We start from the raw sequence: 26316 nt of genomic DNA on the forward strand, positions 1-26316 counted from the left end.
GACCACCCCTAGCTTTTACTCCGCGCTCTGGGGGGGGGGGGGGTGGGGGGGGGGGGCGGCGGGGGGGCCCCCCCCCCCCGCCCCCCCCCCCACTCCCACGTAACCCCCCGCGTCCGTGCATCCCATCGGCGTACCATCGGGGGGACGAACTCGCACAAGGGTGAGGTTTCTTCCACATGTCCACAACACCGAAGCGCGAGGCCTGATCCATGGCCGGATACATCGCGCGCCGACTGCTGCAGGCGATCCCTGTACTGCTCGGAACCACCTTCTTGATCTACTTCATGGTCTTCGCCATGCCGGGCGACCCGATCGTCGCCCTCTTCGGCGAGAAGACCCCGCCCCCGCAGGTGCTCGAACGCATCCGCGAGGAGTACAACCTCGACCAGCCGTTCATCGTCCAGTACTTCATCTTCCTCTTCGGCATCTTCCGCGGAGACCTGGGCACGTCGTTCTCCGGGCAGCCCGTCGCGAGCATCCTCGCCGACACGTTCCCGGTGACGCTCAGGCTGGCACTGCTCGCCGTCATCTTCGAGATGGTCGCGGGCATCACGGTGGGCCTCGTCTCCGGCCTGCGCAAGGGCGGCATCTTCGACGCCAGCGCACTCGTGGTCAGCCTCATCCTCATCTCGCTGCCGGTCTTCGTGATCGCGTTCGTCGCGCAGTTCATCTTCGGCATCCAGCTGGGCTGGTTCCGAACGACCGTCGGCACCGGCGCACCGATACAGGACTTGATACTCCCGGCGCTCGTGCTCGCCACGATCAGCTTCGCGCAGATCAGCCGACTGACGAGGGCGTCAGTCATCGACACGGACACGCAGGACTTCGTTCGCACCGCCGCGAGCAAGGGCCTGGCGCGTCGCCGCATCATCCCCGTGCACATCCTGCGCAACTCGCTGATCCCCGTCGTCACCTACCTCGCCGTCGACTTCGGCGTGCTCATGGTCGGCGCGACCGTCACCGAGGGCATCTTCAACGTCCCCGGCGTGGGACGAACCCTGTACCAGGCGATCATCCGCGGTGAGGGCCCCACGGTCGTCTCCTTCGTGACCGTCATGGTCCTGATCTACCTCGTGGTGAACCTGCTGGTGGATCTGATGTACGCCGTTCTCGACCCGAGGATCCGCTATGCCAAGTAACACCAGACCCGATCAGCAGCACTTCGTCGCACCGCTCGAGGAGACCCCGCTCGTCGCGATCGACAAGGTCAAGGCGGAGGGCAAGCCCACCAACCTCTGGACCGACGCGTGGCGCGACCTCAAGGGCCGCCCGATGTTCTGGATCTCCGCGGTCCTGATCCTCATCGTCGTGGTCGTCGCACTGTTCCCCGGCCTGTTCACGCAGGTGCCGCCGAACAACAACTGCCAGCTGGCCAACAGCAACGGCGCACCGACCGATGGGCACCCGCTCGGCTTCACCAAGCAGGGCTGCGACATCTACTCGCGCATCATCCACGGCACCTCGACCTCGCTCGCGGTCGGCCTCATCGTGACGTTCATCATCGCGGTGCTCGGCATCGCGTTCGGTGCGTTCGCGGGCTTCTACGGCGGATGGGTCGACTCGGTGCTCTCGCGCCTCGGCGACATCTTCTTCTCGATCCCCTACATCCTCGCGGCCGTCGTCATCATGTCGGTGCTCTCGCAGTACGCGAACGTGTGGGTGATCTCGCTCGCCATCGGCATCTTCGCGTGGCCGGCCACGGCCCGTGTGCTGAGAGCCGAGATCCTGAGGGTGAAGAACGCGGACTTCGTCATGGCGGCCACGGCGCTCGGCGTCTCCCGATTCCGGATCCTGCTGCGTCACGTCCTGCCGAACTCCCTCGCCCCCGTGATCGTCATCACCACGATCTCGCTCGCGTCGGCCATCGTCGCGGAGGCGACGCTGTCCTTCCTCGGTGTCGGCCTGCCCTCGACGACCATGTCGTGGGGCAATGACATCTCGGCCGCGCAGTTCGACCTGCGCACCGCGCCGCAGACCCTCATCCTGCCGTCGATCGCGCTCTCGATCACCGTGCTGAGCTTCATCATGCTCGGCGAGGTCGTCCGCGACGCACTCGACCCGAAGGCGAGGGCCCGTCGATGAGCGAGACCACGAACGGAACCGACGTGACCGCACAGAACCCCGCCGGTGAGCGTCCGATCCTCCAGATCAAGGACCTCCAGGTCGGCTTCACCACCCAGGACGGCCTGGTCAAGGCCGTCGACGGCGTCAACATCACCCTCTACCGCGGGCAGAGCCTCGCGATCGTGGGCGAGTCCGGCTCGGGCAAGTCCACGACCGCGCACGCGATCATCAACCTGCTCCCCGGCACCGGCCACATCTCCGGCGGCCAGATCCTCCTCGACGGCCAGGACCTCACCAAGGCCACGAAGAAGGAGATGGAGGCGATCCGCGGTCGCAAGATCGGCTTCGTCCCCCAGGACCCGATGTCCAACCTCAACCCGGTGTGGTCCATCGGCTTCCAGGTCGAGGAGGCCATCAAGGCCAACGGCATCGCCTCCGGTCGCAAGGAAGTGAAGGCCCGGGCGATCGAGGTGCTGAAGCAGGCCGGCCTGCAGGACGCCGATCGTCGCCTCAAGCAGTTCCCGCACCAGTTCTCCGGCGGCATGCGCCAGCGCGTGCTCATCGGCATGGGACTCGCGGCCGACCCGCAGTTGCTGATCGCCGACGAGCCGACCTCGGCGCTCGACGTCACGGTGCAGCGCGTCATCCTCGACCACCTCGAGTCGCTCACCCGTGAGCTCGGCACGACCCTGCTGTTCATCACCCACGACCTCGGCCTCGCCGCCGAGCGTGCCGAGCAGCTCGTGGTCATGTACAAGGGTCGCGTGGTCGAGTCCGGCCCGTCCGTCGAGATCCTGCAGAACCCGCAGCACCCGTACACGCAGCGCCTCGTCGCCGCGGCGCCGAGCCTCGCCTCGCGCCGCATCCAGGCGACTGGCAGCGTGCATGCGGCCGAGGCCGCCATGCAGGAGGGCGCCGAGTCCGCCGCAGGCGAGGAGATCGACCTCATCGCGACCGCGGAGGCACGCGCCGAGGCGCTCGCGGCCGCCGAGTCCGCCCCGCCCGCGATCACGGTCGAGAACCTCACCAAGGTGTTCAAGATCCGCGGTTCGGGTGAGTTCACGGCGGTCGACAACGTGTCGTTCCAGATCCCCAAGGGCACCACCATGGCGCTCGTGGGTGAATCGGGTTCGGGCAAGTCGACGGTGGCCAAGATGCTGCTGAAGCTCGAAGAGGCCACCTCCGGCAAGATCGTCGTCGGCGGCGAGGACCTCGCCAGCATGTCGGGCAAGCAGTTGTTCAACCTGCGCAGCCGCATGCAGCCGGTCTTCCAGGACCCGTACGGCTCGCTGAACCCGTTGCGCAACATCGGCAACACGATCTCGGAGCCGCTCTCCACGCACGGGGTCGGCGACCGCACCTCGCGCCGTGAGCGCGTGTTCGAGCTGCTCGACCAGGTCTCGCTGCCGCGCACGCTGGTCAGTCGCTACCCGAACGAGCTGTCGGGCGGCCAGCGCCAGCGCATCGCCATCGCGCGCGCACTGGCGCTGAAGCCCGAGATCGTCGTGCTCGACGAGGCCGTCTCGGCGCTCGACGTGCTCGTTCAGGCCCAGATCCTGCGCCTGCTCGCCGACCTGCAGGGCGAGCTGGGCCTGACGTACCTGTTCATCACGCACGACCTCGCGGTCGTCCGCGTGATCGCCGATCACGTCTCCGTCATGCAGCGGGGCCGGATCGTCGAGGCCGCCGCGACCGACGACGTGTTCGACAACCCGCAGCAGCAGTACACGCAGGACCTGCTCGCCGCCATCCCCGGCGCGAACATCGAGCTCGGCGCCTAGGCTCCGCTCGGCGCAGGCGCACCCGCGAACCGGACGCCCGGCATCCTCCTCGGATGCCGGGCGTTCGTCGTTCCGCCGGGGTTCACAGGTGAACGGGGCATCCGCACGGTAGGCTTGTCGGGCGCGTGCCGTCGATCTCGGCCACGCACTCCCAAAGACCTTTCACCAAAGCGCTTCCGCGTTCCCGTCGTGCCGCCCCTCGCGGCCGCGGGCCCGTCGCACGGAGCCCACCAGCCCAGAGGACCGAACACATGGCGAAGGCCACCCGCAACGACCTGCGCAACGTCGCGATCGTCGCTCACGTCGACCACGGCAAGACCACCCTGGTGGACGCGATGCTGAACCAGACCAACTCCTTCGACGCGCACGCGCACGTCGAGGAGCGGGCCATGGACTCGAACGAGCTCGAGCGCGAGAAGGGCATCACGATCCTCGCCAAGAACACGGCGATCACGTACAACGGCCTGCACGCGGGCGGCAACCCCATCACCATCAACGTCATCGACACGCCCGGCCACGCCGACTTCGGCGGTGAGGTCGAGCGCGGCCTCTCGATGGTCGACGGCGTCGTGCTCCTCGTCGACGCGAGCGAGGGTCCGCTGCCGCAGACGCGCTTCGTGCTCCGCAAGGCGCTCGAGGCCCGCATGCCCGTCATCCTCCTGGTGAACAAGACCGATCGGCCCGACGCGCGCATCGACGAGGTCGTCGCCGAGAGCCAGGACCTCCTCCTCGGCCTGGCCTCCGACCTCGCCGACGACGTGCCCGACCTCGACCTCGACGCGATCCTCGACGTCCCCGTCGTCTACGCCTCCGGACGCAACGGCGCGGCCAGCCACACGAAGCCCGAGAACGGCGAACTGCCCGACAACGACGACCTCGAGCCGCTGTTCGAGGCGATCCTGCAGCACATTCCCGCGCCGACCTACGACGACGAGCACCCCCTGCAGGCGCACGTGACCAACCTCGACGCGTCGCCGTTCCTCGGCCGCCTCGCGCTGCTCCGCGTCTTCCACGGCACCATCAAGAAGGGCCAGACGGTCGCCTGGGTCAAGCACGACGGCACGGTCCAGAACGTGCGCGTCACCGAGCTCTTCCTGACGAAGGCGCTCGACCGCTACCCGGCCGAGAGCGCCGGCCCCGGCGACATCGCCGTCGTGGCGGGCTTCGAGGACATCATGATCGGCGACACCCTCGCCGATGCCGAGGACGTGCGCCCGCTGCCGATCATCGCCGTCGACGAGCCGGCCATCTCGATGACGATCGGCACGAACACCTCGCCGCTCGTCGGCAAGGTCAAGGGCCACAAGCTCACCGCTCGCATGGTGAAGGACCGCCTCGACCGCGAACTGGTCGGCAACGTCTCGCTCAAGGTCGTCGACATCGGACGCCCCGACTCGTGGGAGGTCCAGGGCCGTGGTGAGCTCGCCCTCGCCATCCTCGTCGAGCAGATGCGCCGCGAGGGCTACGAGCTGACCGTCGGCAAGCCGCAGGTGGTCACGAAGCAGGTCGACGGCAAGACCCACGAGCCCTACGAGCACCTCACGATCGACGCGCCCGAGGAGTACCTCGGCGCGATCACGCAGCTGCTCGCCTCGCGCAAGGGCCGCATGGACAACATGTCCAACCACGGCACTGGCTGGGTCCGCATGGAGTTCATCGTCCCGAGCCGCGGCCTCATCGGCTTCCGCACCGAGTTCATGACCACGACGCGCGGCACCGGCATCGCGAACGCCATCTCGCACGGCTACGACGCGTGGGCCGGCCAGATCGTGACCCGCAACAACGGCTCGATCGTCGCCGACCGCTCGGGCGTCGTGACGCCGTTCGCGATCATCGCGCTCCAGGAGCGGATGACCTTCTTCGTGAACCCGACCGAAGAGGTCTACGAGGGCATGGTCATCGGCGAGAACTCGCGCAACGACGACATGGACGTGAACATCACCAAGGAGAAGAAGCTGACGAACATGCGCCAGTCGACCTCCGACACGTTCGAGTCGATGACGCCGTCCCGCCAGCTCTCGCTCGAGGAGTGCCTCGAGTTCGCGCGTGAAGACGAGTGCGTCGAGGTCACCCCCGCCGCGGTGCGCATCCGCAAGGTCGAGCTCGACGCGACGGCACGTGCGCGCACGACCTCGCGCCTGAAGAAGCAGGGCTAGTCCACCGAACAGGGCGGATGCCGCGGGCTCAGCGCCGCGGCATCCGCCCTTTCGCATGCCGGGCAGGGCGTTTCGCGCGCCCGGGCCCCGCCGTTCGCGTGCCCGGCAGGGGCTCGCGTGAGCGCTCCCACGAGTCGCGCAGGAGAAGCTGAGGGTTTGTTCAGATTGGTAACTTACGGTTGGGAAGTTCGCCTGGACGCCCCCTACCGGAAACCCAGCACCACCACATGACTCTTCCCCCTCACGGCCGACGTGCGGCCGCGCGAGTTCGCGCGTCATCCGCCCGACGCCCCTCCGTTCCCCTGATCGCCTCATTCTCGGCCCGCGCCTCGTCGGCCGTCGCCGCGGTACCCGCATTCGGCCACCGCGTGCCGGCGCGTGCCGGGCTCGCGCTCTTCGCCCTCGCGACCGCCTTCGGCATGGCGCTCACCACGAGCACGCCGGCCGTCGCCGTGAGTGCGACCGACACGGCGCTCTCGGTGTACGCGCCCATCCAGACCTCCTACGAGGACACCGTGCAGCTCCAGCCGCAGGTCATGGAGGTCGCGGGCGGAGCGCTCATCGCACCGATGCCCGCTGCGGGCTACGCCGTCGAGGCCGCGCCGCCGCCCATCACCTCGCAGGTGGCGAGCGTGGGGTCCGTGACCCTGCTCCGCGCCGAGCGCATCGTCTGGCCCGTGCTCAGCCCCGAGCGCACGAGCGACGGCTTCGGCCCGCGCAACGCCCCCTGCGCGGGGTGCTCCACGAACCACGACGGCACCGACTTCAACCCCGGCGCCGGCAGCCCGATCGTGTCGATCGCCGACGGCGTCGTCGTGCTCGCCACCGAGAGCGGCGGCGGGCTCGGCGTGAACGTCGAGGTGCAGCACAACATCGGCGGCGAGCTCGTCACGTCCTCCTACGCGCACATGCAGAGCGGTTCGATGACCGTGGGGGTCGGACAGTCGGTGACCGCCGGCCAGCAGCTCGGCCGCGTCGGCTCGACCGGCCAGTCGACGGGACCGCACCTGCACCTCGAGATGTTCGGCGCCGACGGCGTGCGCTTCGACGGTCACGCCTGGCTCGCCATGCGCGTCACGGGCTGACCGAGGGGCCGACGTCGTCGTGACCTCGGTCGCCGAGGTCAGCCGCGGCTGAAGCCCGGCGTGCGCTTCTCGAGGAACGCGGTGACGCCCTCGCGCATGTCGTCCGTGCCGAACGAGTGCATGAACCCGTCGATCTCCAGCTCGACCGCCTCGCCGGTCGGCCTGCCTGCCGCGGCGACGAGCACGTGCTTGGCGTCGGCGACGGCCACGGGGGAGTTCTGGGCGATCAGGGCGATCGTCTCGCGGGCGCCCGCGAGCAGTGCATCCCGGTCGGGGAAGCGCCGCGCCACGAGTCCGGCCCGCACCGCCTCCTCCGTGTCGATGCGCCGCCCGGTGTAGATGAGTTCCCTGGCGCGCGCCGGTCCGACCACGCGGGGCAGCCGAACCGTGCCGCCGAAGCCGGGGATGAGCCCCAACCGGACCTCCGGCTGGCCGAAGGCCGAGGCATCCGTCGCGTAGATCAGGTCGCAGGCGAGCGCGAGCTCGAGGCCACCGCCCAGTGCGAAGCCGTCGACGCACGCGATCACGGGCGCAGGGCATGCCTCGATGCGCTCGGCGACGCGGTGTCCGAGCCGCGCCATGCGTTCACCCTCCTCGGGCCCGCGACCCTGCATGGCGGAGATGTCGGCGCCGGCGACGAACGCCCGCCCGCCCTCGCCGACGAGCAGCACGCCGCGAACGGATGCCGCGGCATCCGTGATCTGCACGAAGGCGGCGTCGAGGGCCTCGAGCACGTCGCCCGAGAGGGCGTTCAGCGCGCGCGGCCGGTCGATGGTCACGACGGCCACATCGCCGTCGACGTCGAGCCGGACTTCGGGCGCGGTCTCGGACTCGGGTGCGGTCATCATCGATCCTCTCGGCGGTCGGGCTTCCACGCTACGCCATGGGGCCCGGTGGGCCCGAGACCGGGGGCGTCCCATGGTCGGCGGCTGCGGCCGACGGTAGACTCCGTGCGGGGATCGGGCGTGCGCCCACGTCCGGCGATCCCGTCCAGCCCGCGAGGAGTCACGATGCCATCTCCGTCCATCACCGCACGGATGCCGCGCACCGTCGTTCGGGCCACGCTCGCCGTGGCCACGGCCGGCCTCGCCGCCGGCCTCCTGACGGGCTGCTTCGCGAACCCGGTCGAAGACCTCGTCGAGAACGGCGTCGAGGACGCCATCAAGAGCGCGACGGGCAGCGACGTGAGCCTCGGCGGCGAGTTGCCCGAGGGCTTCCCGCCCGAGATCCCCATCGTCGACGGCGAGATCACCGTCGGCATGGGCACCGGCGACACCAACGGGTGGGTGGTGGTCGTGCAGTCCGACGAGGCGGATCCCGCCGCCGCGGCGCGCACCGCGCTCGAGGGCGCCGGATTCGTCCAGGACACCTCGCTGTCGCAGGAGCAGCTCGACTCGCTCACCGGCGGCCGGCTCGATGCCTCGGTGTACACGAACGACCAGTACCGGGTGCTCCTGGCGCTGCAGGACGGCACCGTGTCGTACACGGTCACCCCGAAGTGAACGACGCGGGGGCGAGCCTCGGCAGCCGCATCGGTACCCTGGTCGTCGCCTTCCTCATCGGCGCGCTCTACGGGACGCTCGGCACCGTCGGCCATCGCCAGGCCTGGACGATCGGCGACGTCACGCTGCCGTGGGGTCTCGTCGCGGCGCTCGTCGGCGTGGCGGCACTTCTCGTGGCCTTCCGCATCTTCAGCGGCCGCCTCGTGGCCTCGGTCGTCGGCCTCGGCGTGATCATCATGGTCGGCATCCTCACGCTGGCCGGGCCGGGCGGCTCGGTGCTCGTGGTGGGCGACCTCACCGGCACCGTCTGGTCGATCGGTCCGGCGCTCGTCACGGTGTTCGTCGTGGCCTGGCCGAACCTGCCGGCGCGAACCGGCACGGCCGTCGCGGCATAGACTGGGAGCCCCCCTCCGAAAGGACGCGAGCCACCGTGACCTACGTCATCGCTCTTCCGTGTGTCGACGTCAAAGACCGTGCCTGCATCGACGAGTGCCCGGTCGACTGCATCTACGAGGGTGAACGCTCGCTCTACATCCACCCCGACGAATGCGTGGACTGCGGCGCCTGCGAACCCGTCTGCCCCGTCGAGGCCATCTACTACGAGGACGACCTCCCCGACGAATGGGCCGACTACTACAAGGCCAACGTCGAGTTCTTCGACGACCTCGGCTCGCCCGGCGGCGCCGCCAAGGTCGGCGTCATCGCCAAGGACCACCCCGTCATCGCCGTGCTGCCCCCGCAGGGCAACTGAGCATGGCCCTGGGGGCCCTGCCCGACTATCCGTGGGAGAGCATGGCGCCGTACGCGGCGCAAGCGAAGCGGCATCCGGGCGGCATCGTCGACCTCTCGATCGGCTCGCCCGTCGATGAGACGCCGCCGCTGATCCGCGAGGCGCTCTCGGCCGCGACCGACGCCCACGCCTACCCGCAGACCGTCGGGACCCCCGAGCTGCGACGCGCCATCGTCGAGTGGTTCGAGCGGCGCCGTGGCGTCGTCGGCACTGGGCTCAGCGAACGGAACGTGCTGCCGACGATCGGCTCCAAGGAACTGGTCGCGCTCCTGCCGCTCATGCTCGGCGTCGGCGAGGGCGATGTCGTCGTGCATCCGCGCGCCGCGTACCCGACCTACGCGATCGGTGCCGCCATCGCGGGTGCCCAGGCATTCGCGTCCGACGATCCCGCCGAGTGGCCCGCGGAGACCAGGCTCGTCTGGCTCAACAGCCCGGGCAACCCCGACGGACGGGTGCTCGGCGTCGACGGCCTCCGGGCGGCGCGGTCGCGGGCCCGCGAGCTCGGTGCGGTCGTCGTGAGCGACGAGTGCTACGCCGAGCTCGGGTGGGATGCCCCCTGGGATTCGGAGCCGGTGCCGAGCATCCTCGACCCGCGGGTGAGCGGCGAGGACCGCCGCGACACGCTCGCCGTCTACTCGCTCAGCAAGCAGTCGAACATGGCCGGTTACCGTGCGGCGTTCATCGCCGGCTGCGGCCTGCTCATCGAGCAGCTGACGACGGTGCGCAAGCACGCCGGACTCATGGTGCCCGCCCCGCTCCAGGCGGCCATGACGGTCGCCCTCGGCGATGATGCTCACGTGGCGCACCAGAAGGAGCTCTACCGCGCGAGGCGCGACGTGCTGCGTCCGGCCCTCGAGGCGGCCGGCTTCCGGATCGACCGCAGCGAGGCCGGCCTCTACCTCTGGGCAACCGAGGGCCGCGATGCATGGGAGTCGATCGCACGGCTCGCCGCGCTCGGCATCCTCGCGGGCCCCGGGCACTTCTACGGCGAGCACCATCCCCAGCACGTGCGGTTCTCGCTGACGGCCACCGACGAGCGCATCGAGGCGGCTGCCGGCCGGCTCGCGGCATCCGTCGACTGACCGCGATTGTCCAACCCCTCAAGACAAGGACGGATGTCTTGGCGGATGCAACAGTGTGCCCGCACCGCGTCTAGGCTGTATCCCGGACCGCGGCCGAACGGAGCTGCGGTGCGGAAAGCAGGTGACCGCACTTGACGATCACAGGAGGCGCCGTGAGCGACGTCGTGAACAATGCCGAAGGCCAGAAGCCCCTTCAGGCGACCCTCAACTTCCCGGGTGGCACCGCGGAGTTCCCGATTCGCCCGGCCGTCGACGGCGCGGCCAGCCTCGACCTGTCGACGCTGACGAGGCAGACCGGGCTCACCGCACTCGACTACGGATTCGTGAACACTGCATCGACGCAGTCCGAGATCACGTACATCGACGGCAACCAGGGCATCCTGCGCTACCGCGGGTATCCGATCGAGCAGCTGGCTGAGAATTCCACGTACCTCGAGGTCGCCTGGCTGCTCATCTACGGGTCGCTGCCCACCGCTGACCAGCTGGGCGAGTTCGACGAGAAGATCCGTCGGCACACGCTGCTGCACGAGGACCTCAAGCGCTTCTTCTCCGCGCTGCCGCACACCGCTCACCCCATGTCCGTGCTCTCGAGCGCGGTGTCGGCCCTGTCGACGTACTACGAGGGTTCCGACCCCGATGACGTCGAGCTGACCATGGTGCGCCTCCTCGCGAAGCTGCCGGTCATCGCGGCGTATGCCCACAAGAAGAGCATCGGCCAGGCGTTCCTGTACCCCGACAACTCGCTGAGCTTCGTCGACAACTTCCTGCGGCTGAACTTCGGCAACATGGCGGAGCCGTACCAGATCGACCCGACCCTGTCGAAGGCGCTCGACCGCCTGCTGATCCTCCACGAGGACCACGAGCAGAACGCCTCGACCTCGACCGTGCGCCTGGTCGGCTCGACCGGCGCGAACCTGTACTCGTCGATCTCCGCGGGCATCCAGGCGTTGTCGGGCCCGCTGCACGGCGGCGCCAACGAGGCCGTGCTGCAGATGCTCGCGCAGATCCGCGACTCCGGTGAGGGCGTGGGCAAGTTCGTCGAGCGCGTCAAGCGCAAGGAGGACGGCGTCAAGCTCATGGGCTTCGGCCACCGGGTCTACAAGAACTACGACCCGCGTGCGAAGCTCGTCAAGGAATCCGCCGACGAGGTGCTCGCCGGGCTCGGCGTGGCCGACCCGCTCCTGGACATCGCGAAGGAGCTCGAGCAGTTCGCGCTCCAGGACGAGTACTTCAAGGAGCGTCGCCTCTACCCGAACGTCGACTTCTACACGGGCGTCATCTACAAGGCCATGGGCTTCCCGACGCGCATGTTCACCGTGCTCTTCGCGATCGGCCGCCTGCCCGGCTGGATGGCGCACTGGCGCGAGATGAACCTCGACCCGCAGACGAAGATCGGTCGCCCGCAGCAGCTCTACGTGGGCGAGCCCGAGCGGCAGTACCCGGGTCTCTGATCCGGCGCCGACGGTCCGCCGTCGGCTGATCCGACAGCCCGAAGGGGGCGCCGCCATCGGTGGCGCCCCCTTCGGCGTTCGCGGGCTACTCCGCCTTCGGCGTCTCCCCGGGTGACGGTGTCGGTGTCGGTGTCCCGGTCGCCGCGCCGGCCACCGGGACGAGCTCGAGCGTGTGCTCGGCGGCGTCGCGCACGGCGTCGGGCGTGAACGGCCATCCGCGGGTCTCGCCGTGCTGCCAGAGCGGAGCCTGGTCGGCGTAGTTCGGGTGGAAGGCGTGGCCGGATGCCCCGGTGAGGTTGATCCACGTGGAGTCGTCGAAGTCGTGCAGGTCGACGATCATGCGCATCGACGGGACCCAGTCGACGCCGTACCCCTGAGTGGCGTCCCATCCGATCGCGTTCACGATCGAGGAGCCGCCGCCGAGTTCGTACGGGCCGCGGTTGAAGAGCCACTCGATCGGCGCGATGCCCGACGTGCCGAAGCTCTGGTTCGTCAGCGTGAGCGTGTGCAGACGGCCCCAGCGCCACGCGTCGGGGTCGCTGCCCATGCGGTTCCTCGCCTCGCTCCACGCCGCGTCCATGGCATGGGCGAGCATCGCGTCGCGTCCGGCGACGCCGAGCTCGTCATTGGTCCACCACGTCGCCTCGGGCTCGTCGAGCAGCGTCCCGACCACGCTGAACCATCGGTCGCCGCCGGCCGGCTGCGTCTGCTCGGGGAGCGAGGAGAACATGTCCTCGAGCAGGTTGCGCCAGAACACGGCGAAGTACGCGGCCTCGGCGCTGTCGACGTCGTCGTGGGCATCCCATCCCTCGAGCAGGGCCGCGCCGCGGGCGGCGTCACCCGAGAGGTCGAGCTCGGCGATGACGGGTAGGAAGGCGGTGGCGTTGGCATCGCTCGTGTCCAGCTGGATGCGGGAGAGGTCATCGGCGGTGAGCTTTCCGCCGTCCTCGATGCGCTCCTGCAGCAGCCGCTCGATGGCGGAGGCGCGGTAGCCGTAGTCCCAGTCGGCGGTGAGGAACGGCCCCTGCCTCGACACCGCGTTGTTCGCGGTGACGAGGTAGCCGCGTTCGGGGTTCAGGACGCTCGGGAGCTCGTCGAACGGCAGTTCGCCCGTCCAGCCGACGTCGCTCGTCCAACCGGGTTGGGGCACCGTGCCGTCGCCCGCCTTGCGGACGGGCACGGCCCCTGGCGCCTGGTATCCGATGTTGCCGTCGACGTCGGCGTAGACCAGGTTCTGGGCCGGCACGTCGAAGAGGGACGCGGCCGTGCGGAACTCGTCCCAGTTCGTCGCTCGGTCCAGCGCGAAGATCGAGGCGGCCGTCGTGCCCGGGGTGAGCGCCGTCCACTGCAGCGCGAGTTCGTAGGCGCCCTCGGGCGCCCCGGATGCCGCGGGGTACCCCTCGGCGACCGCGGTGAAGTCCTCGTTGATGCCCGAGACGATCGGGCCACGCCCCGTCGAGCGGACGGTGACGGTCACGGGATCGCCGCCGGCGACCTCGATGGTCTCCTCGCGGAGGGTGAGCGGCACCTGAGCGCCGTCGAGTTCGTAGGTGTCGTCGGTGATGCGCTCGAGGTAGAGGTCGGCCACGTCGGGCCCGAGGTTCGTGAAGCCCCACGCGATGCGCTGGTTGTGCCCGATGATCACCCCGGGCAGGCCGGCGAAGGTGTAGCCGGCCATGTCGAAGGCGCACTCCTCGGTGACCTCGGCGCAGTGCAGGCCCATCTGGGCCCAGATGGAGGGCAGCGCGGGCCCGAGGTGCGGGTCGTTGGCCAGGAGCGGCAGGCCCGATTCGGTGAGCGAACCCGAGACGACCCAGGAGTTGGAGCCGAGGTCGTTGCCCTCGGGGCCGAGCAGGGCCGGCACGGCGTCGAGCGTGTCGCGCAGCGACGTCAGGGCGGCCGTGTACGCCTTTGCCGTCGAGGCGTCGTCGGCTGCGGCATCCGTCGCCGCGGGCAGGGGAGCGACCTCGGTGGAGGCCGGTGCGGATGCCGCGGGCGCACCCTCGACGATCGTCGGCGAGGTCGACCAGTCGACCTCCGGGTGCAGGCGCGCCACCTCGTCGGCCGGCAGCGCGGTCGCGAGGAGTGCGCGGTCGATCTCGTCGCCGAGGTTGGAACGGAGGTCCCACGCCATCGCCTTGAGCCAGGCGATCGAGTCGACCGGGGTCCACGGTTCGGGGGAGTACCCGGGGTTCTGGAGCCCGAGCACCGCGTACTCGAGGGAGAGCGCGGAGCCGCTGCGCTGGTCGAGGTAGGCGTTCACCCCGGCGGCGTACGCCTCGTAGTAGGCGCGGGAGGTCTCGTCGAGGGCGTCGTACTCCTGCTCCGCGATGCCGCGCCAGTCGAGCGTGCGGATGAAGGTGTCGGTGCCCACCTGCGACGCGCCGAACAGCTCGGCGAGCCGGCCGGCCGTGACGTGGCGGCGGAAGTCCATCTCCCAGAAGCGGTCCTGCGCATGCACGAAGCCCTGGGCGTAGAAGAGGTCGTGGTCGTTCTCGGCGACGAGCTGCGGGATCCCGGCGTCGTCGCGGTACACCGAGACCGGCGCGACGAGGCCCGGCGCATCGAGCCGACCGCTCGTGGTCGGGAAGGAGCGCTGCACGGTCCACCATCCGACGCCGGCGGCGGCGATCACGAGCAGCAGGACGACGGCGAGGAGCCACGTGAGCGCTCTCAGCCAGCTGTGGTGTCGGGTTCGCGGTGCATCGGTGCCCACGTCACTCCTTCGTGATCGCCCATGAGGAGGGCCGCCCCGCGGCGGCCTGAGGCACCACTGTAATGGAGTGCGCGGGCGCCCGATGACTCAGGCGTGCAGGGCCGTGTTGAGCGTCACGCCGTGCCCGTCGCGCGAGAGCACCTCGACCCGCCCGTTCAGCGAGTTGCGGCGGAACAGGAGGTTCGGAACCCCCGAGAGCTCGACCGCCTTCACGGTGCGCGCCTCGGCGTCGCCGAGCAGCGCGACCTTGGTGCCTGCCGTCACGTAGAGGCCCGCCTCGACCACGGTGTCGTCGCCGATCGAGATGCCGATGCCCGAGTTCGCGCCGAGCAGCGCGCGCTGCCCGATCTCGACCCGCTGGGTGCCGCCGCCGGAGAGGGTGCCCATGATGGAGGCTCCACCGCCGATGTCCGACCCGTCGCCCACCACGACGCCCTGGGAGATGCGTCCCTCGACCATCGAGGTGCCGAGCGTGCCCGCGTTGAAGTTCACGAAGCCTTCGTGCATGACCGTGGTGCCCGGCGCGAGGTGCGCGCCGAGGCGCACGCGCGAGGCATCCGCGATGCGGACCCGCGCGGGCGTGACGTAGTCGAGCAGGCGGGGGAACTTGTCGAGCCCGGTCGCATGGATGCCGGCGCGCTGCAGCGCGGGACGAAGCCGGTCGAAGTCGCTCGGGTGCACGGGGCCGGCGTTGGTCCAGACGACGGCCGGCAGGTGCGCGAAGACGCCGTCGAGGTTCACGGTGTTCGGGGCGACGACCAGGTGCGAGAGCAGGTGCAGGCGCAGGTAGGCGTCGGCGGTGCTCGCGGGTGCCGCGTCGAGGTCGATCGTGAGCTCGACGACCTCGACCCGGACGTTGCGGCGGGCGTCGACCCCGGCGAGGGCGGCGTGCTCCTCGGCGAGGGGGGTCGCCTCGTCGCCGAGGCGCGGGGCCGGGAACCAGGCGTCGAGCACCGTTCCGTCGCCGGCGATGGTCGTGAGGCCGGCGGCGGCGGCGGTGCGTGCGGGGCTGAGGGCGTCGTCGTTCGCGGGCATGGTTCAAGGGTAGCGATGCGGCCGAGCGGATGACGCGGCGCGTCGTCCGCTTGCTACTGGAGCATGGACGGAAGGGGGGCGGTGATCCGGTGAGCTTCGCCACTTCGCCACTTCGCCACTTCGCCACCGAGTTCGCCGTTGCCGCATCCGGCTCACCCTCCGTCGAGGCACCTGGTCAGGAGGCCCGTCCGCGGCCCGCTACGATCCGATCATGAATCTGCATGGAACTCGCTCACGCCGGCACTTCGCGGGGCCCGTTCGGGCGGCCGTCGCCTGCGTCGTCGTCATCCTGCTCGCAGGATGCGGCCAAGTGGGCCCAGGCGATTCCTCGCCGACGCCCGAGGCCGAGAAGGGCGAAGAGCTTCAGGCAGGATCGACCAGCGAACCGGTCGCTTCCCAGTGCGACCTGCTCGAACCTGCAGAGATCGAGGAACTCGTCGGCAGCTCGTTCGAGGGGACCGAGGGGGTCGTCCCTGGCAGCGACATCGTCGGTTGCCAGTTCGGAAATCTCAGCGATCACGGCGTCCAGGTCCACGGGTGCCCGCGGGCCAATGGGCACGCGCACTGCCGACCGTCGTCGCGACCTTGACCGCGCTCCCGGAGGGCTCCGTCGACCCGAAGATCCTCGAGCAACTCGAAGGCGCCGCCGACATCCTCGAGGAGGGTGGGGAGGTCCCCGCCGAGGAGGCCTGCGCGTACTTCAGCCGTCTCCTGGAGTTCCGTGGACAACCCGCTGGTACGACGACGGCGGTCTCCTTCATTCCGGACCAGGCGTCCGCGGTCGCGATCTCCGCGCAGCAGTGCGTCGACGGCACCTACGCCTCGTTGACGATCGGGCGTCCCGACGCAGGAGAGGTGCCGGGGCTGCCGGAGAAGGCCGCCATCATGCTCGGACAGTTGGGATGACTCCCTGACGCAGCGAGGATGAACCCGCGTCCTCCGTAGACTCGATGCATGCCGTCAGCCGCTTCCGTGCCGCGCGCGCTCGACCCGACCGCCGACTCCGTCGCCCTCACGAGGGCGATCTGCGACATCCCGAGCGTGTCGGACGATGAGACGGTGCTGGCCGACCTCGTCGAACGGGCGCTCGCCGCGGCATCCCACCTCGAGCTCTATCGCGACGGCGACACCATCGTCGCGCGCACGAACCTGGGTCGTGAGCGCCGTGTCGTGATCGCGGGCCACCTCGACACCGTGCCGATCAACGGCAACGTGCCGACCCGGTTCGAGACGGAGGACGGCGTCGAGTACCTCTGGGGCCGGGGCACGACCGACATGAAGGGCGGCGTCGCGGTCGCGCTCAAGCTCGCGGTCGAGGTCGCCGAACCCGTCTACGACGTCACCTGGATGTTCTACGACCACGAGGAGGTGCACGCCGACCTCAACGGACTCAAGCGCGTCGCCGAGACCCGGCCCGACCTCTTCGAGGCCGACTTCGCCATCCTCGGCGAGTCCTCCAACGGCCAGGTCGAGGGCGGATGCAACGGCACGCTCCGCGTCGAGCTCCGCGCGACGGGCACGCGGTCCCACACCTCGCGCCCCTGGATGGGCATCAACGCGATCCACGCGCTCGCTCCGGCACTCGAGCGGCTCGCCGCCTTCGAGGCCGAGACGGTCGAGGTCGAGGGGCTCGCGTACCGCGAGGGGCTGAGCGCGGTCGGCATCCGCGGCGGGGTGGCCGGCAACGTGGTGCCCGACGAGGCGGTGCTCACCGTCAACTACCGGTTCGCGCCGAGCCGTTCGATCGACGATGCGGTCGCCGCGATGCGGGAGCTCTTCCCCGAGTACGAACTGACCGTGACGGATGCCTCGGCCGGCGCCCGTCCCGGGCTCGACGACCCGTTCGTGCAGGGGTTCCTCGCGGCCGTCGGCGCCGAGGCGAGGCCGAAGTACGGGTGGACGGATGTCGCGCGCTTCAGCGCCCTCGGCGTGCCGGCCGTGAACTACGGCCCCGGCGACCCGAGCCTCGCCCACACCGACGACGAGCGCGTGCGGGTCGACGCCATCCTCGCGTGCGAGGTCGGCCTGCGGTCCTGGCTGACCGGCGCGTGACGGCGGCATGAGCGAGCCGAGCGCCGCGACGGACGTGCGTGCGACCGACCCCCTCCGGATCACCCGCTGGTCGCCTCGCGTGCGGTGGCGCGTCGCCCCGTGGTGGGTGCGCGTCGTCCTCGTCTACGCGGCGGCGCGTGCGGTCACCACCGTGTTCGTGCTGACGCTCGCGAGCGTCCAGGACGCGAACCCGTGGACGGGGGCGAAGCCCGGCTACTTCGAGTACGCGAACCTCTGGGACGCGCGCTGGTACCAGATCATCCTGCTCGCCGGGTACCCGAGCGTCCTGCCGACCACGCCCGACGGGCACGTCGCCGAGAACGCGTGGGCGTTCATGCCCGTCTACCCGGCCATCGTCGGCGCGCTGACCTGGTTCGCCGTCCCGTGGAACGTCGCGTCGGTGCTCGTCTCGCTCGCTGCGGGGCTCGGTGCCGCGCTCGTGTTCCACCGCCTCATGTCCCGTTTCCTGGCACCCGATCGGGCGATGTTCGCGGTCGTGCTCTTCTGCGTGGCACCCGTCGCCCCGATCATGCAGTTCGGCTACGCCGAGGCGCTCGGGTACCTCCTGCTCGCCGCGGCGCTCCTCCTCGTCGTCGATCGCCGGTACGGGTGGCTGTTCCCCGTGATCGCGGTGTGGTCCTTCACCCGGCCGGGCGCCCTGGCCTTCGCGCTCACGCTCGGGCTGCACTGGCTGTGGCGGTGGTGGCGTCGGCGCGAGGATCCGTTCCCGATGCGCGAACGGGTGCTCGCGGCATCCGTCACGGCCTTCGCCGTGGTCCTCGGGTTCGCCTGGCTCCTGGTCGCGGGCCTCGCCACGGGTGACCTGCAGGCGTACACCGACACGGAGCTCGCGTGGCGCGCGGCGTACATCGGCTACGGCGAGCTCGTGCCGTTCACGGCCTGGTTCCAGTCCGGCGGATGGTGGCTCGGCCAGCCGCTCGGCACTATCGCCGTCCTCGCGCTGATCGTCGCCTTCGCCCTCGTGCTGCTCTCGCCGGCGGTCCGGCGTCTCGGCATCGAGGTCCGCCTCTGGTCGGTCAGCTACGCGCTGTACCTGCTCGCGGTGTTCTTCCCGCAGTCCAGCGTGTTCCGCATCGCGTCGCCGCTGTTCCCGCTGCTCGGGGCCGCCGCGATCCCGCGCGCCCGCTGGTACCGCTGGAGCATCGTGATCGTCTTCCTCGCGCTGCAGGTCGGGTGGCTCCTCATCTGCTGGGGCATCGACGGACGCGACTGGACGCCCCCGTGATGGAGGCCGCGGCCGATCGCGTGGGCGGTGCGGGCAGGGGAGAACCGGACAGTCGACCCCGGTCGGATGCGGCGATCCGCGCCTCTCGGGTCGCCCCGTGTCGTCCACAGCCTCACGGCGATTTCTCAGGAGTGCTTCCGATGACCGATAATGGAATGAGACAGCCACGAAAGGGGTAGCTCAATGGCGGCCATGAAGCCACGCACCGGAGACGGGCCTATGGAGGCTGTGAAGGAGGGTCGTCTGATCATCGTGCGGGTACCGCTCGAGGGCGGCGGTCGCCTTGTCGTCTCGGTCAACGACGCTGAGGCCAAGGAGCTCTACGACGTGCTCGGCGGCGTCGTCAACCCGGCCTGATCAGTTCCATAGGTTTCGAGCCGAGCCCGCAGTGCGGTGCTCGGCTCGAGGCATGTCCGGGGCAGCGCTCCTGAACGCGCAGGCCGACCCGAGCGGATGCCGCGTGCCGCCGTGCGGCGCGACTCGGTGAGACTCGGCGCGATCCGATGCGACGTCGATCGACGAGGCGGTCGGGTCAGGCGCCGAGCTTGACGATCTGCAGCAGCCCGTCGCCGGCGGGGGAGACCGCGGTGGCCACCGCCGGCGAGGCGGCGAGCTCGGAGATCAGCTCCCGGAAGGCCGTGGCCACGTCGTCGCGGCGGGCCGGATCGGCCACGCGCCCGCGCCAGAGCGCCCGGGCGACGAGCACCGAGCCGTTGGGCTTGGCGAGCCGCAGGCCGTGCTCGACGTACTCGATCACGAGCGCCGGGTCGGCGTCGATCACGACGAGGTCGTAGGAGTTCTCGTTCATGCGGGGGAGCACCTCGCTCGCGCGCCCCGCGATGAGGCGAACACGGGCCGCGGCGACGCCGGCGTCGGCGAAGTTCTCGCGCGCCGCCTGGAGGTACTCGTTCTCGGTGTCGATGGAGGTCAGCAGCGCCCCGCGCGCGGCCTGGAGCATGCAGAGCCCGGAGACGCCGACCCCGGTGCCGATCTCGATGATCGACTCGGCACGAGCGGATGCGGCGATGACCGCGAGCTGCGCGCCCACGGCCGGGGAGACGGGGTCGATGCCGAGCTCGATCGACTGCTGGCGCGCGCGGGCGACCGCGTCGGTCTCGACGACGGATTCGTCGACGTACTTCCAGTTCAGGTCTCGTTCGGACACGATTCGGCTCCCGGCACTCTCTCAGCTCCCAAGCCTACGGCCCGGCCCACGTGTGATCCGCACGCCTCGCCGCCCACTATCCTGTAGGGGTGTTCGGACTGACATTCGAGAAGCTCCTCATCATCGGGGTGATCGCCGTCTTCCTGCTCGGACCCGAACGCCTGCCGCACTACGCCGCCCAGCTCGGCAAGTTCGTCCGGTCGGCCCGCGACTTCGCCAACGGCGCGAAGAACCGCATGCGCGAGGAGATGGGCCCCGACTTCGACGACGTCGACTGGCAGAAGCTCGACCCCCGCCAGTACGACCCGCGCCGCATCATCCGCGACGCCCTGAGCGACGCCGACCCGTTCGCCGAGCCGGCAGCCCCCGTCGTGGCGCGCGCCGCCGTGAACGAGAACTCCGCCTACCTGCAGCGCAAGCGCAAACGCGAGGCGCTCGGAGCCGACGAGGTCGCCCCGTTCGACTCCGAGGCGACCTAGGCATCGACCGGCCGCGGCGTGCGCCGTCGTCATCGGCGGACCCGACGGGCGGATGCCGCTCCGACGCGGTCAGCCGCGCCTGATCGCCTTCAGGGCCTGGGCGACGAGCGTCATCACCGGCACGAGCGTGCGGTACTCCGACGCGGTGCGCGGGAGCGGCACGAGCCCGGTCGCGCGCGAGACGGTCACGGGCTCGACGAAGCGCAGGAGTCCTTCGGTGCCGTTGCGGCGTCCGACGCCGGACTGCTTGACGCCGCCCATGGGCGCCGCCACCGCCGAGAACGAACCGCGGTACCCCTCGTTGATGTTGATGCTGCCGGCCTCGAGCTGGTCGGCGACGCGTGACGCGTGCCGCAGCGAGCCCGAGAAGATCGAGGCGTTGAGCCCGTACTGGCTCCGGTTCGCGGCGCTGATCGCCTCGGCGTCGTCGTCGACGAGGTAGAGCGACGCGATGGCGCCGAACGTCTCGTCGGCGTACACGCTCATCTCGGGGGTCACGCCCGTCAGCACGGTCGGCTCGAAGAACCATGGACCGAGGTCGGGTCGGTGCCGTCCGCCGACCAGGACCGTGGCACCCTTGGCCACGGCATCGTCGAGGTGCGCCTGCACCCGTTCGAGCTGGGACGCGCTGGTCAGGGAACCGAAGTCGGCGCGGTACTCGAGCTCCGAGCCGAGCTCGGCGCCCTTCAGGCGCGTCGAGAGCTCCCGCTGGAACGGGCCGGCGACCGCCCGGTGGACGTAGAGGCGCTCGACGGAGACGCAGAGCTGGCCCATGGCCGAGAACGCGGCATGCGCCGCACCGCGGGCGGCGTCGACGGGGTCGGCGTCCTCCAGCACGAGCAGGGCGTTCTTGCCCCCGAGCTCGAGCGAGGCGCCGACGAGGCGCCGGCCCGCCTTCTCGGCGACCTTGCGGCCGGTGGCCGTCGAGCCCGTGAAGCAGATGTAGTCGGCGACATCCGTCACGGCCTCCCCGACCTCGGCCGCGGATCCGGTGACGACGGCCCAGAGCGCCTCGGGAACGCCGGCGTCGATGAACGCCTGCCGCAGCGCGAGGATCGAGAGTGCGCCCTGGTCGTCGGCCTTCTGCACCACGGCGCAGCCGGCGGCCAGCGCGGGGACGACGTCCATGGCGGCGAGGCTCAGCGCGTAGTTCCACGGCGTGATGACGCCGGCGACCCCCTTCGGGCGGTAGCGCACGCTCGCGGTCAGCACGGTCGGGATGCCGCCGCGGCGCGCACCGCCGCGGAGCACCTTGCGGGCCATCACCGCGTTGTAGCGGGTGACGGAGGCGGCCTGGAAGACCTCCTCGAAGGCCTGGCCCCGCGTCTTGCCGCTCTCGAGCTGGACGAGGTCGAGCAGCAGCTCACGGCGGGCGAGCACGAGGTCGTGCGCCCGGAGGAGCACGCGACGGCGCTCGGCGAAGCCGGCCCGGGCCCACGCGAGCTGGGCGATGCGGGCACGCGCGGTGGCGTCGCGCACGTCGTCGGCGCTGGAGCGCGGCAGCACGTGCAGCGTCTCGCCGGTGGACGGCGTGGGCACCTCGACCGTTCCGTCGCCCGTGGCGACGATCTCGGCGGTGAGGCGGGCGAACAGGTCGGGGGAGGCCAGGGTGGCGCGCATGCGGCACAGTCTAGGACAGTTGACCCACTCTGGTCGGGTCGGGGCTCGGGGGCGGATTACACTATGCCTCCATGACCGCAACGGAGCGCCCCCTCTCCCGCGGCGTCATCACCCGCTATGCCGTCGGCTCGCTCGGCACCGGTGGATTCGCGACGCTGCCGGGACTCGTCCTCGTCTTCTACATGACCGACACGCTCGGCGTGACGGCGCTCGTGGCGGGGCTCGTGGTCACGGCGGCCAAGGTGTGGGACGTCGTGATCGACCCGTGGATCGGCGAGCACAGCGACCGCACGCTCGCGAGGACCGGCTCCCGCCGCACCTGGATGCGCGTCGGCGCGCTCGCGCTGCCGCTCGGGTTCGTGCTCACGTTCGCCGTGCCGACGGGCCTCGGCTCGGCGGCATCCGGGGTCTGGGTCTTCCTGGCGTTCCTCGCGACCGCCACGGCCTTCAGCCTCTTCCAGGTGCCCTACATCGCCCTCCCGGCCGAGCTCACGCGCGACTACGACGCCAGGACGCGCCTGCTCTCGTGGCGCGTGGTCGTGCTGAGCCTCGCGATCCTGCTGTTCGGTGCCGGAGGGCCCGCGCTTCGCCGCATGGGCGGTGACGACGAGGCGGTCGGCTACCTGGTGATGGCGGTGGTCGCCGGCCTCGTCATCGGGGCGGGCATGCTCGTCGCGGTGACGACGGCCCCGAGAGGCGTGCCCGGTGCGCCCGCGCCGCGCGCCGGCATCCGGTCGGCCTATGCCGAGGGCATCGGCGCGCTCCGCCGCAGCGGCCCGTTCCGCGCGCTGCTCGCGACGTTCGTGCTGCAGGGCCTCGCGACGGGCGTCATGCTCGCCGGCGCGAACTACGTCGCCGTGTGGGTGCTGCACAGCGAGGACGCGCTGACGCTGCTGTTCGTCGCGCTCATCGCGCCGGCCGTGTTCTGCGCACCGGTCTGGGCCCGCATCTCGGCGCGGATCGGCAAGGAACGCTCGTTCCGCTGGGCGAGCCTGCTGTTCGCCCTCGCCGCACTCAGCCTCCTCGGCATGGTCTGGGCGCCGGGGGCGTGGGTGTACCTGCCCGTCGCCCTCGCCGGTGCCGCGTACGCGGGCATGCAGACGCTGCCGATGGCGATGCTGCCCGACGTCATCTCGCACGATGCCCGCGTGCACGGCGAGGGCCGCGCCGGCAGCTTCGGCGGCATCTGGACGGCCGGCGAGACGGCCGGAATGGCCCTCGGCGCGACCGTGCTCTCGCTCGTGCTGGCGATGACCGGATACCTCGAGTCGAGCGGTTCGACCGTCCTCGAGCAGCCGACGGCAGCCGTGGCCGGCATCGCGGTGAGCTTCAGCGCCCTGCCCGCCGTGCTCGTGTTCCTCAGCCTCGTGCCGCTCGCGCGCTACCGGCTGGGTCGGGACGACGTCGAGGCGGATGCCGCGAGCGCCGCCGCGCCCAGCGCGGGCCCACCGGCACCGACCGATGGCGCCCCGACCGACCCCGCTCCGTCCGACCCCGAACCCGTGAACGACTCCCAGGAGACCGCGTGACCATGAACGACTTCCGACGCGATCCCGCCGAGGTGCTCGCCGAGCTCCGCACGCTCCGCGAGGGCGACGCGCCGACCCACGGTGGTCGCGTGCTCTCCTACGTCTACGACTCGGGAGTGGCCGAGCTCGACGAGCTCGCCGCGTCGGCGGCCCGCCTCGTGCAGCCGGTCAACGGCCTGGACCCGACGACGTTCACCTCGGTCGCGGCCATGGAGGCTGGTGTCGTGGGCTTCGCCCGGCGCGTCTTCCACGGCGAGGCGCCGACCGACGTCGCCGATGCCGGCAGCGATGCGACGGTCGTCGGCACGGTGACCTCCGGCGGTACCGAGAGCTGCCTGCTCGCGGTCAAGACGGCGCGCGATGCCTGGCGCTCGGTGCGGGTCGGGACGCCGCGGGTGCCGCGGATCGTCGCGCCGATCACGGTGCACGCCGCATTCCACAAGGCGGCGGAGTACTTCGGCCTCGTCCTCGACCTCGTGCCCGTGGATCCCGCGACCGGCACCCTCGCGGCATCCGACCTCGTCGACCGGCTCGGCGACGACGTCGCACTCGTGGTCGTCTCGGCGCCGTCGTACCCGTTCGCCGGGCTCGATCCGATCGCCGACGTGGCCGACGCCTGCCGTCAGCGCGGCATCGCAGTGCACGTCGACGCCTGCATCGGCGGATTCGCCCTCGCGTTCTGGCCCGAGGCGCTGCCCGCCTGGGACCTCGCGGTGCCGGGCGTCACGAGTCTCTCGGCCGACCTGCACAAGTACGGGTACGCGCCGAAGGGCGTCTCGGTGCTGCTCACGCGTGGGCGCGACCGCCAGCGGCACCAGTACTTCCGCACGACGGGATGGCCCGGCTACCCCGTCGTGAATCCGACGATGACGGGCTCGAAGCCCGCCGGGCCTCTCGCGGCCGCGTGGGCGATCACCGAGGTGCTGGGCGAGGACGGGTTCGCGACCCTGTCGGCGAAGGCCGCACGCGCGACCGAGGTGCTGCGCGAGACCGTCGACGGCATCGAGGGCCTGCGCGTCGTCGGGATGCCGACGGGCCCGCTGTTCGCCGTGGCGACCGACGACTCGGTCGGGCCGGAACGCCGCGTCGATCCGCACCATTGGGCGGATGCCGCGCGGGGCGCCGGCTGGTTCCTCCAGCTGCAGCCCGGCCTCGTCCAGGCCGACGGCACCCGCCTGCCGCACACGACCCACCTCACCGTCACCCCCGTCACCGAGGACGTCGCGTCCGAGCTCGCCGAGGCGCTCGTGGCAGCGGCGGACGCGGTACGCGGTGTCCCGAGGGTCGACGGCGAACTCGTGCTCGCGGGGCTCGCCGACGTGCTTCCCGGCGGGATCGAGCCATTGCTCGCGGCATCCGGATCGATCGACTCCGACACGGCGGCCGGGCTGCTCGGCGCCATCGGGCTGCTGGGCGGCGAGGGCGGTGCGCTCCCGGCGCAGATGGCGCCCGTGCTCGCCCTCGTCGAGGCGCTGCCGTCGGAGCTGACCGGGCGCCTGCTCGTCGAGCTGCTCGCCCGCGTGGTCGAGCCCCGGTCGTAGGCACGGCGGCGGTGCGCCGCTGCGCCGCTTCGCCGCTTCGCCGCTTCGCCGCTTCGCCGCTTCGCCGCGGCACCGTCCCTCAGCTCGCGGGCAGGCCGCAGCGCTCCGTGAAGTAGGCGAACAGGTCCTCCTTGAGCGAGGGCGATGCGCGCACCTCGAACTGCCCCGACCAGCCCTCGGTCGTCGTCACGACCAGCGGCAGGATGGTGCCCCGCTTGTCCTCCGCTCCCGCATGGGGGTCGCAGCGGGCCGGCCGCACCGGGAGCGAGATCGTCGACGGTGCGTCGCTCGCCTCGACGTGGGCTGTGGCGGCCGACCAGTTCAGGCCGTCCTCGGCAGAGAGCAGCGTCGTGCCCAGGACCTGCTCCAGGTCGAGGGAACCGGATGCCGCGCCGGTGGGCTCGACGCTGATGTCGAGCCAGGCCCGGCGGTCGACGCCGCTCCCGGTCGACCGCAGGCGATCGGCGAGCGTGAACGTCGCGACGCGCTCGACGGCGTCGGTGAGGCAGCCGAAGTTCTGCAACCGGGGGAGCGTGTCGTACGGGTCGTCGGCGACGACCGTGCCGACCGCCGTGACGGCACCTGCGCGGTCGGCATCGGCATCGGCCGATCCGACGACCGTGATCCTCACCTCGGCGGGGCCGGCGTCGCCGTCGCACCTGGCCGGCGTGAGATCCATGCGGTACTGCACGGAGGTGCCGTCGGCGAGGGTGCGCGGACCCTCGAAGTGCAGGCCGGGCTCGAGCCCGGGGGCCTCGACGTCGAACGAGCTGAAGGTCAGCTCCGACCCCGTGCCGTTGTCGAGCTGCACGACGAGCCGGCCGTCGACCACGTCGGTCCGACTCTGCAGGACGCTCGCGGTGATGCCCTCCGGCAGGCCCGAGGGTGTCGGGGCAGACTCGGGGAAGGCGCCGGCGCAGCCTGCCATCGCAGCGACACCGACGAGGCCGACCGCGACTGCGAGCACGCGCGTCGACCAGTGCTGGGAACGGTCGGCGCGCGGCATCCGTCTCACCTCGCCG

General features: G+C 70.9%; 24 protein-coding genes. 17 read left to right on the forward strand and 7 right to left on the reverse strand.

Annotated elements, in window-relative coordinates:
- Positions 1-209 precede the first annotated feature (209 nt).
- The 5 genes from GQQ95_RS12080 (at position 210) to GQQ95_RS12100 (ending at position 7086) form a co-directional block, all read left to right on the forward strand.
- Positions 210-1139 (forward strand): ABC transporter permease, encoded by a 930-nt coding sequence (locus tag GQQ95_RS12080; RefSeq protein WP_157427927.1) that lies wholly within the window; start codon positions 210-212, stop codon positions 1137-1139.
- Positions 1129-2082: an ABC transporter permease gene (locus GQQ95_RS12085; protein WP_157427928.1), complete on the forward strand. Its 954-nt coding sequence runs from the start codon at positions 1129-1131 to the stop codon at positions 2080-2082. Before GQQ95_RS12080 ends, GQQ95_RS12085 begins: the two co-directional genes overlap by 11 nt.
- Positions 2079-3845, forward strand: coding sequence for a dipeptide ABC transporter ATP-binding protein (locus tag GQQ95_RS12090; RefSeq protein ID WP_157427929.1), 1767 nt, complete (start codon positions 2079-2081; stop codon positions 3843-3845). Before GQQ95_RS12085 ends, GQQ95_RS12090 begins: the two co-directional genes overlap by 4 nt.
- 251 nt (positions 3846-4096) lie before the next feature.
- Entirely contained in the window at positions 4097-6001 is a 1905-nt protein-coding gene (gene typA / locus GQQ95_RS12095; protein WP_157427930.1) for a translational GTPase TypA, read from the forward strand.
- A 368-nt stretch (positions 6002-6369) separates the two neighbouring features.
- Entirely contained in the window at positions 6370-7086 is a 717-nt protein-coding gene (locus tag GQQ95_RS12100; protein WP_170297049.1) for a M23 family metallopeptidase, read from the forward strand.
- A gap of 38 nt (positions 7087-7124) precedes the next feature.
- On the opposite strand, the gene GQQ95_RS12105 is transcribed toward GQQ95_RS12100, so the two are convergent.
- A complete protein-coding gene (locus tag GQQ95_RS12105; protein ID WP_157427932.1) occupies positions 7125-7931 on the reverse strand; it encodes an enoyl-CoA hydratase/isomerase family protein in 807 nt (268 codons plus the stop codon).
- Positions 7932-8096: 165 nt separating this feature from the next.
- Here GQQ95_RS12105 and GQQ95_RS12110 point away from each other — a divergent pair, with 165 nt between their 5' ends.
- The 5 genes from GQQ95_RS12110 to GQQ95_RS12130 all read left to right on the forward strand — a co-directional run bounded on the left by GQQ95_RS12110 (position 8097) and on the right by GQQ95_RS12130 (position 11911).
- Positions 8097-8588, forward strand: a complete 492-nt coding sequence (locus tag GQQ95_RS12110) for a hypothetical protein (RefSeq protein WP_157427933.1) — start codon at positions 8097-8099, stop codon at positions 8586-8588.
- A complete protein-coding gene (locus GQQ95_RS12115; RefSeq protein WP_157427934.1) occupies positions 8585-8983 on the forward strand; it encodes a histidinol dehydrogenase in 399 nt (132 codons plus the stop codon). Before GQQ95_RS12110 ends, GQQ95_RS12115 begins: the two co-directional genes overlap by 4 nt.
- A 35-nt stretch (positions 8984-9018) precedes the next feature.
- Entirely contained in the window at positions 9019-9339 is a 321-nt protein-coding gene (gene fdxA / locus GQQ95_RS12120) for a ferredoxin (RefSeq protein WP_157427935.1), read from the forward strand.
- 2 nt (positions 9340-9341) lie between these two features.
- Positions 9342-10460, forward strand: a complete 1119-nt coding sequence (gene dapC / locus GQQ95_RS12125; protein WP_157427936.1) for a succinyldiaminopimelate transaminase — start codon at positions 9342-9344, stop codon at positions 10458-10460.
- 164 nt (positions 10461-10624) lie between these two features.
- Entirely contained in the window at positions 10625-11911 is a 1287-nt protein-coding gene (locus GQQ95_RS12130) for a citrate synthase (protein ID WP_157427982.1), read from the forward strand.
- Positions 11912-11996: 85 nt separating this feature from the next.
- On the opposite strand, the gene GQQ95_RS12135 is transcribed toward GQQ95_RS12130, so the two are convergent.
- From GQQ95_RS12135 to GQQ95_RS12145, 3 genes are all read right to left on the reverse strand, one after another.
- Entirely contained in the window at positions 11997-14627 is a 2631-nt protein-coding gene (locus tag GQQ95_RS12135; RefSeq protein ID WP_157427937.1) for a penicillin acylase family protein, read from the reverse strand.
- 87 nt (positions 14628-14714) lie between these two features.
- Positions 14715-15662 carry a 2,3,4,5-tetrahydropyridine-2,6-dicarboxylate N-succinyltransferase gene (gene dapD / locus GQQ95_RS12140; protein ID WP_157427938.1) on the reverse strand — a complete coding sequence of 316 codons (948 nt, stop codon included), beginning with the start codon at positions 15660-15662 and terminating at the stop codon, positions 14715-14717.
- Positions 15663-15894: 232 nt separating this feature from the next.
- Positions 15895-16197: a hypothetical protein gene (locus GQQ95_RS12145; protein ID WP_157427939.1), complete on the reverse strand. Its 303-nt coding sequence runs from the start codon at positions 16195-16197 to the stop codon at positions 15895-15897.
- A 2-nt stretch (positions 16198-16199) separates the two neighbouring features.
- On the opposite strand from GQQ95_RS12145, the gene GQQ95_RS12150 reads away from it, so the two are divergent.
- The 4 genes from GQQ95_RS12150 to GQQ95_RS12165 all read left to right on the forward strand — a co-directional run bounded on the left by GQQ95_RS12150 (position 16200) and on the right by GQQ95_RS12165 (position 19317).
- Positions 16200-16568: a hypothetical protein gene (locus GQQ95_RS12150; protein ID WP_157427940.1), complete on the forward strand. Its 369-nt coding sequence runs from the start codon at positions 16200-16202 to the stop codon at positions 16566-16568.
- Positions 16569-16616: 48 nt separating this feature from the next.
- Positions 16617-17714: a succinyl-diaminopimelate desuccinylase gene (dapE, locus tag GQQ95_RS12155; protein WP_157427941.1), complete on the forward strand. Its 1098-nt coding sequence runs from the start codon at positions 16617-16619 to the stop codon at positions 17712-17714.
- A 7-nt stretch (positions 17715-17721) separates the two neighbouring features.
- On the forward strand, positions 17722-18960 hold the full coding sequence (locus GQQ95_RS12160) for a hypothetical protein (RefSeq protein WP_157427942.1): 1239 nt from the start codon (positions 17722-17724) through the stop codon (positions 18958-18960).
- 183 nt (positions 18961-19143) lie between these two features.
- Positions 19144-19317 carry a DUF3117 domain-containing protein gene (locus GQQ95_RS12165; protein WP_067875042.1) on the forward strand — a complete coding sequence of 58 codons (174 nt, stop codon included), beginning with the start codon at positions 19144-19146 and terminating at the stop codon, positions 19315-19317.
- Positions 19318-19492: 175 nt separating this feature from the next.
- Here GQQ95_RS12165 and GQQ95_RS12170 read toward each other — a convergent pair whose 3' ends face one another.
- Complete coding sequence (locus GQQ95_RS12170) at positions 19493-20125, reverse strand: O-methyltransferase (RefSeq protein ID WP_157427943.1); 633 nt, start codon at positions 20123-20125, stop codon at positions 19493-19495.
- An 89-nt stretch (positions 20126-20214) separates the two neighbouring features.
- Here GQQ95_RS12170 and GQQ95_RS12175 point away from each other — a divergent pair, with 89 nt between their 5' ends.
- A complete protein-coding gene (locus GQQ95_RS12175) occupies positions 20215-20604 on the forward strand; it encodes a sec-independent translocase (RefSeq protein WP_157427944.1) in 390 nt (129 codons plus the stop codon).
- Between the two features lie 69 nt (positions 20605-20673).
- Here GQQ95_RS12175 and GQQ95_RS12180 read toward each other — a convergent pair whose 3' ends face one another.
- Positions 20674-22224, reverse strand: coding sequence for a succinic semialdehyde dehydrogenase (locus GQQ95_RS12180; protein WP_157427945.1), 1551 nt, complete (start codon positions 22222-22224; stop codon positions 20674-20676).
- Between the two features lie 71 nt (positions 22225-22295).
- Here GQQ95_RS12180 and GQQ95_RS12185 point away from each other — a divergent pair, with 71 nt between their 5' ends.
- Both GQQ95_RS12185 and GQQ95_RS12190 read left to right on the forward strand, forming a co-directional pair.
- Positions 22296-23753, forward strand: a complete 1458-nt coding sequence (locus GQQ95_RS12185; RefSeq protein ID WP_157427946.1) for an MFS transporter — start codon at positions 22296-22298, stop codon at positions 23751-23753.
- A gap of 2 nt (positions 23754-23755) precedes the next feature.
- The gene (locus tag GQQ95_RS12190) at positions 23756-25294 is read left to right on the forward strand and encodes a pyridoxal phosphate-dependent decarboxylase family protein (RefSeq protein ID WP_157427983.1); all 1539 of its coding nucleotides are present in this window, start codon (positions 23756-23758) and stop codon (positions 25292-25294) included.
- 79 nt (positions 25295-25373) lie between these two features.
- Here the strand turns inward: GQQ95_RS12190 and GQQ95_RS12195 are convergent, their stop codons facing one another.
- Positions 25374-26300 (reverse strand): hypothetical protein, encoded by a 927-nt coding sequence (locus tag GQQ95_RS12195; RefSeq protein ID WP_157427947.1) that lies wholly within the window; start codon positions 26298-26300, stop codon positions 25374-25376.
- Positions 26301-26316: the final 16 nt, after the last annotated feature.

It is taken from the genome of Agromyces salentinus, from assembly GCF_009749395.1.
GTDB classification, from domain to species: Bacteria; Actinomycetota; Actinomycetes; order Actinomycetales; family Microbacteriaceae; genus Agromyces; species Agromyces salentinus.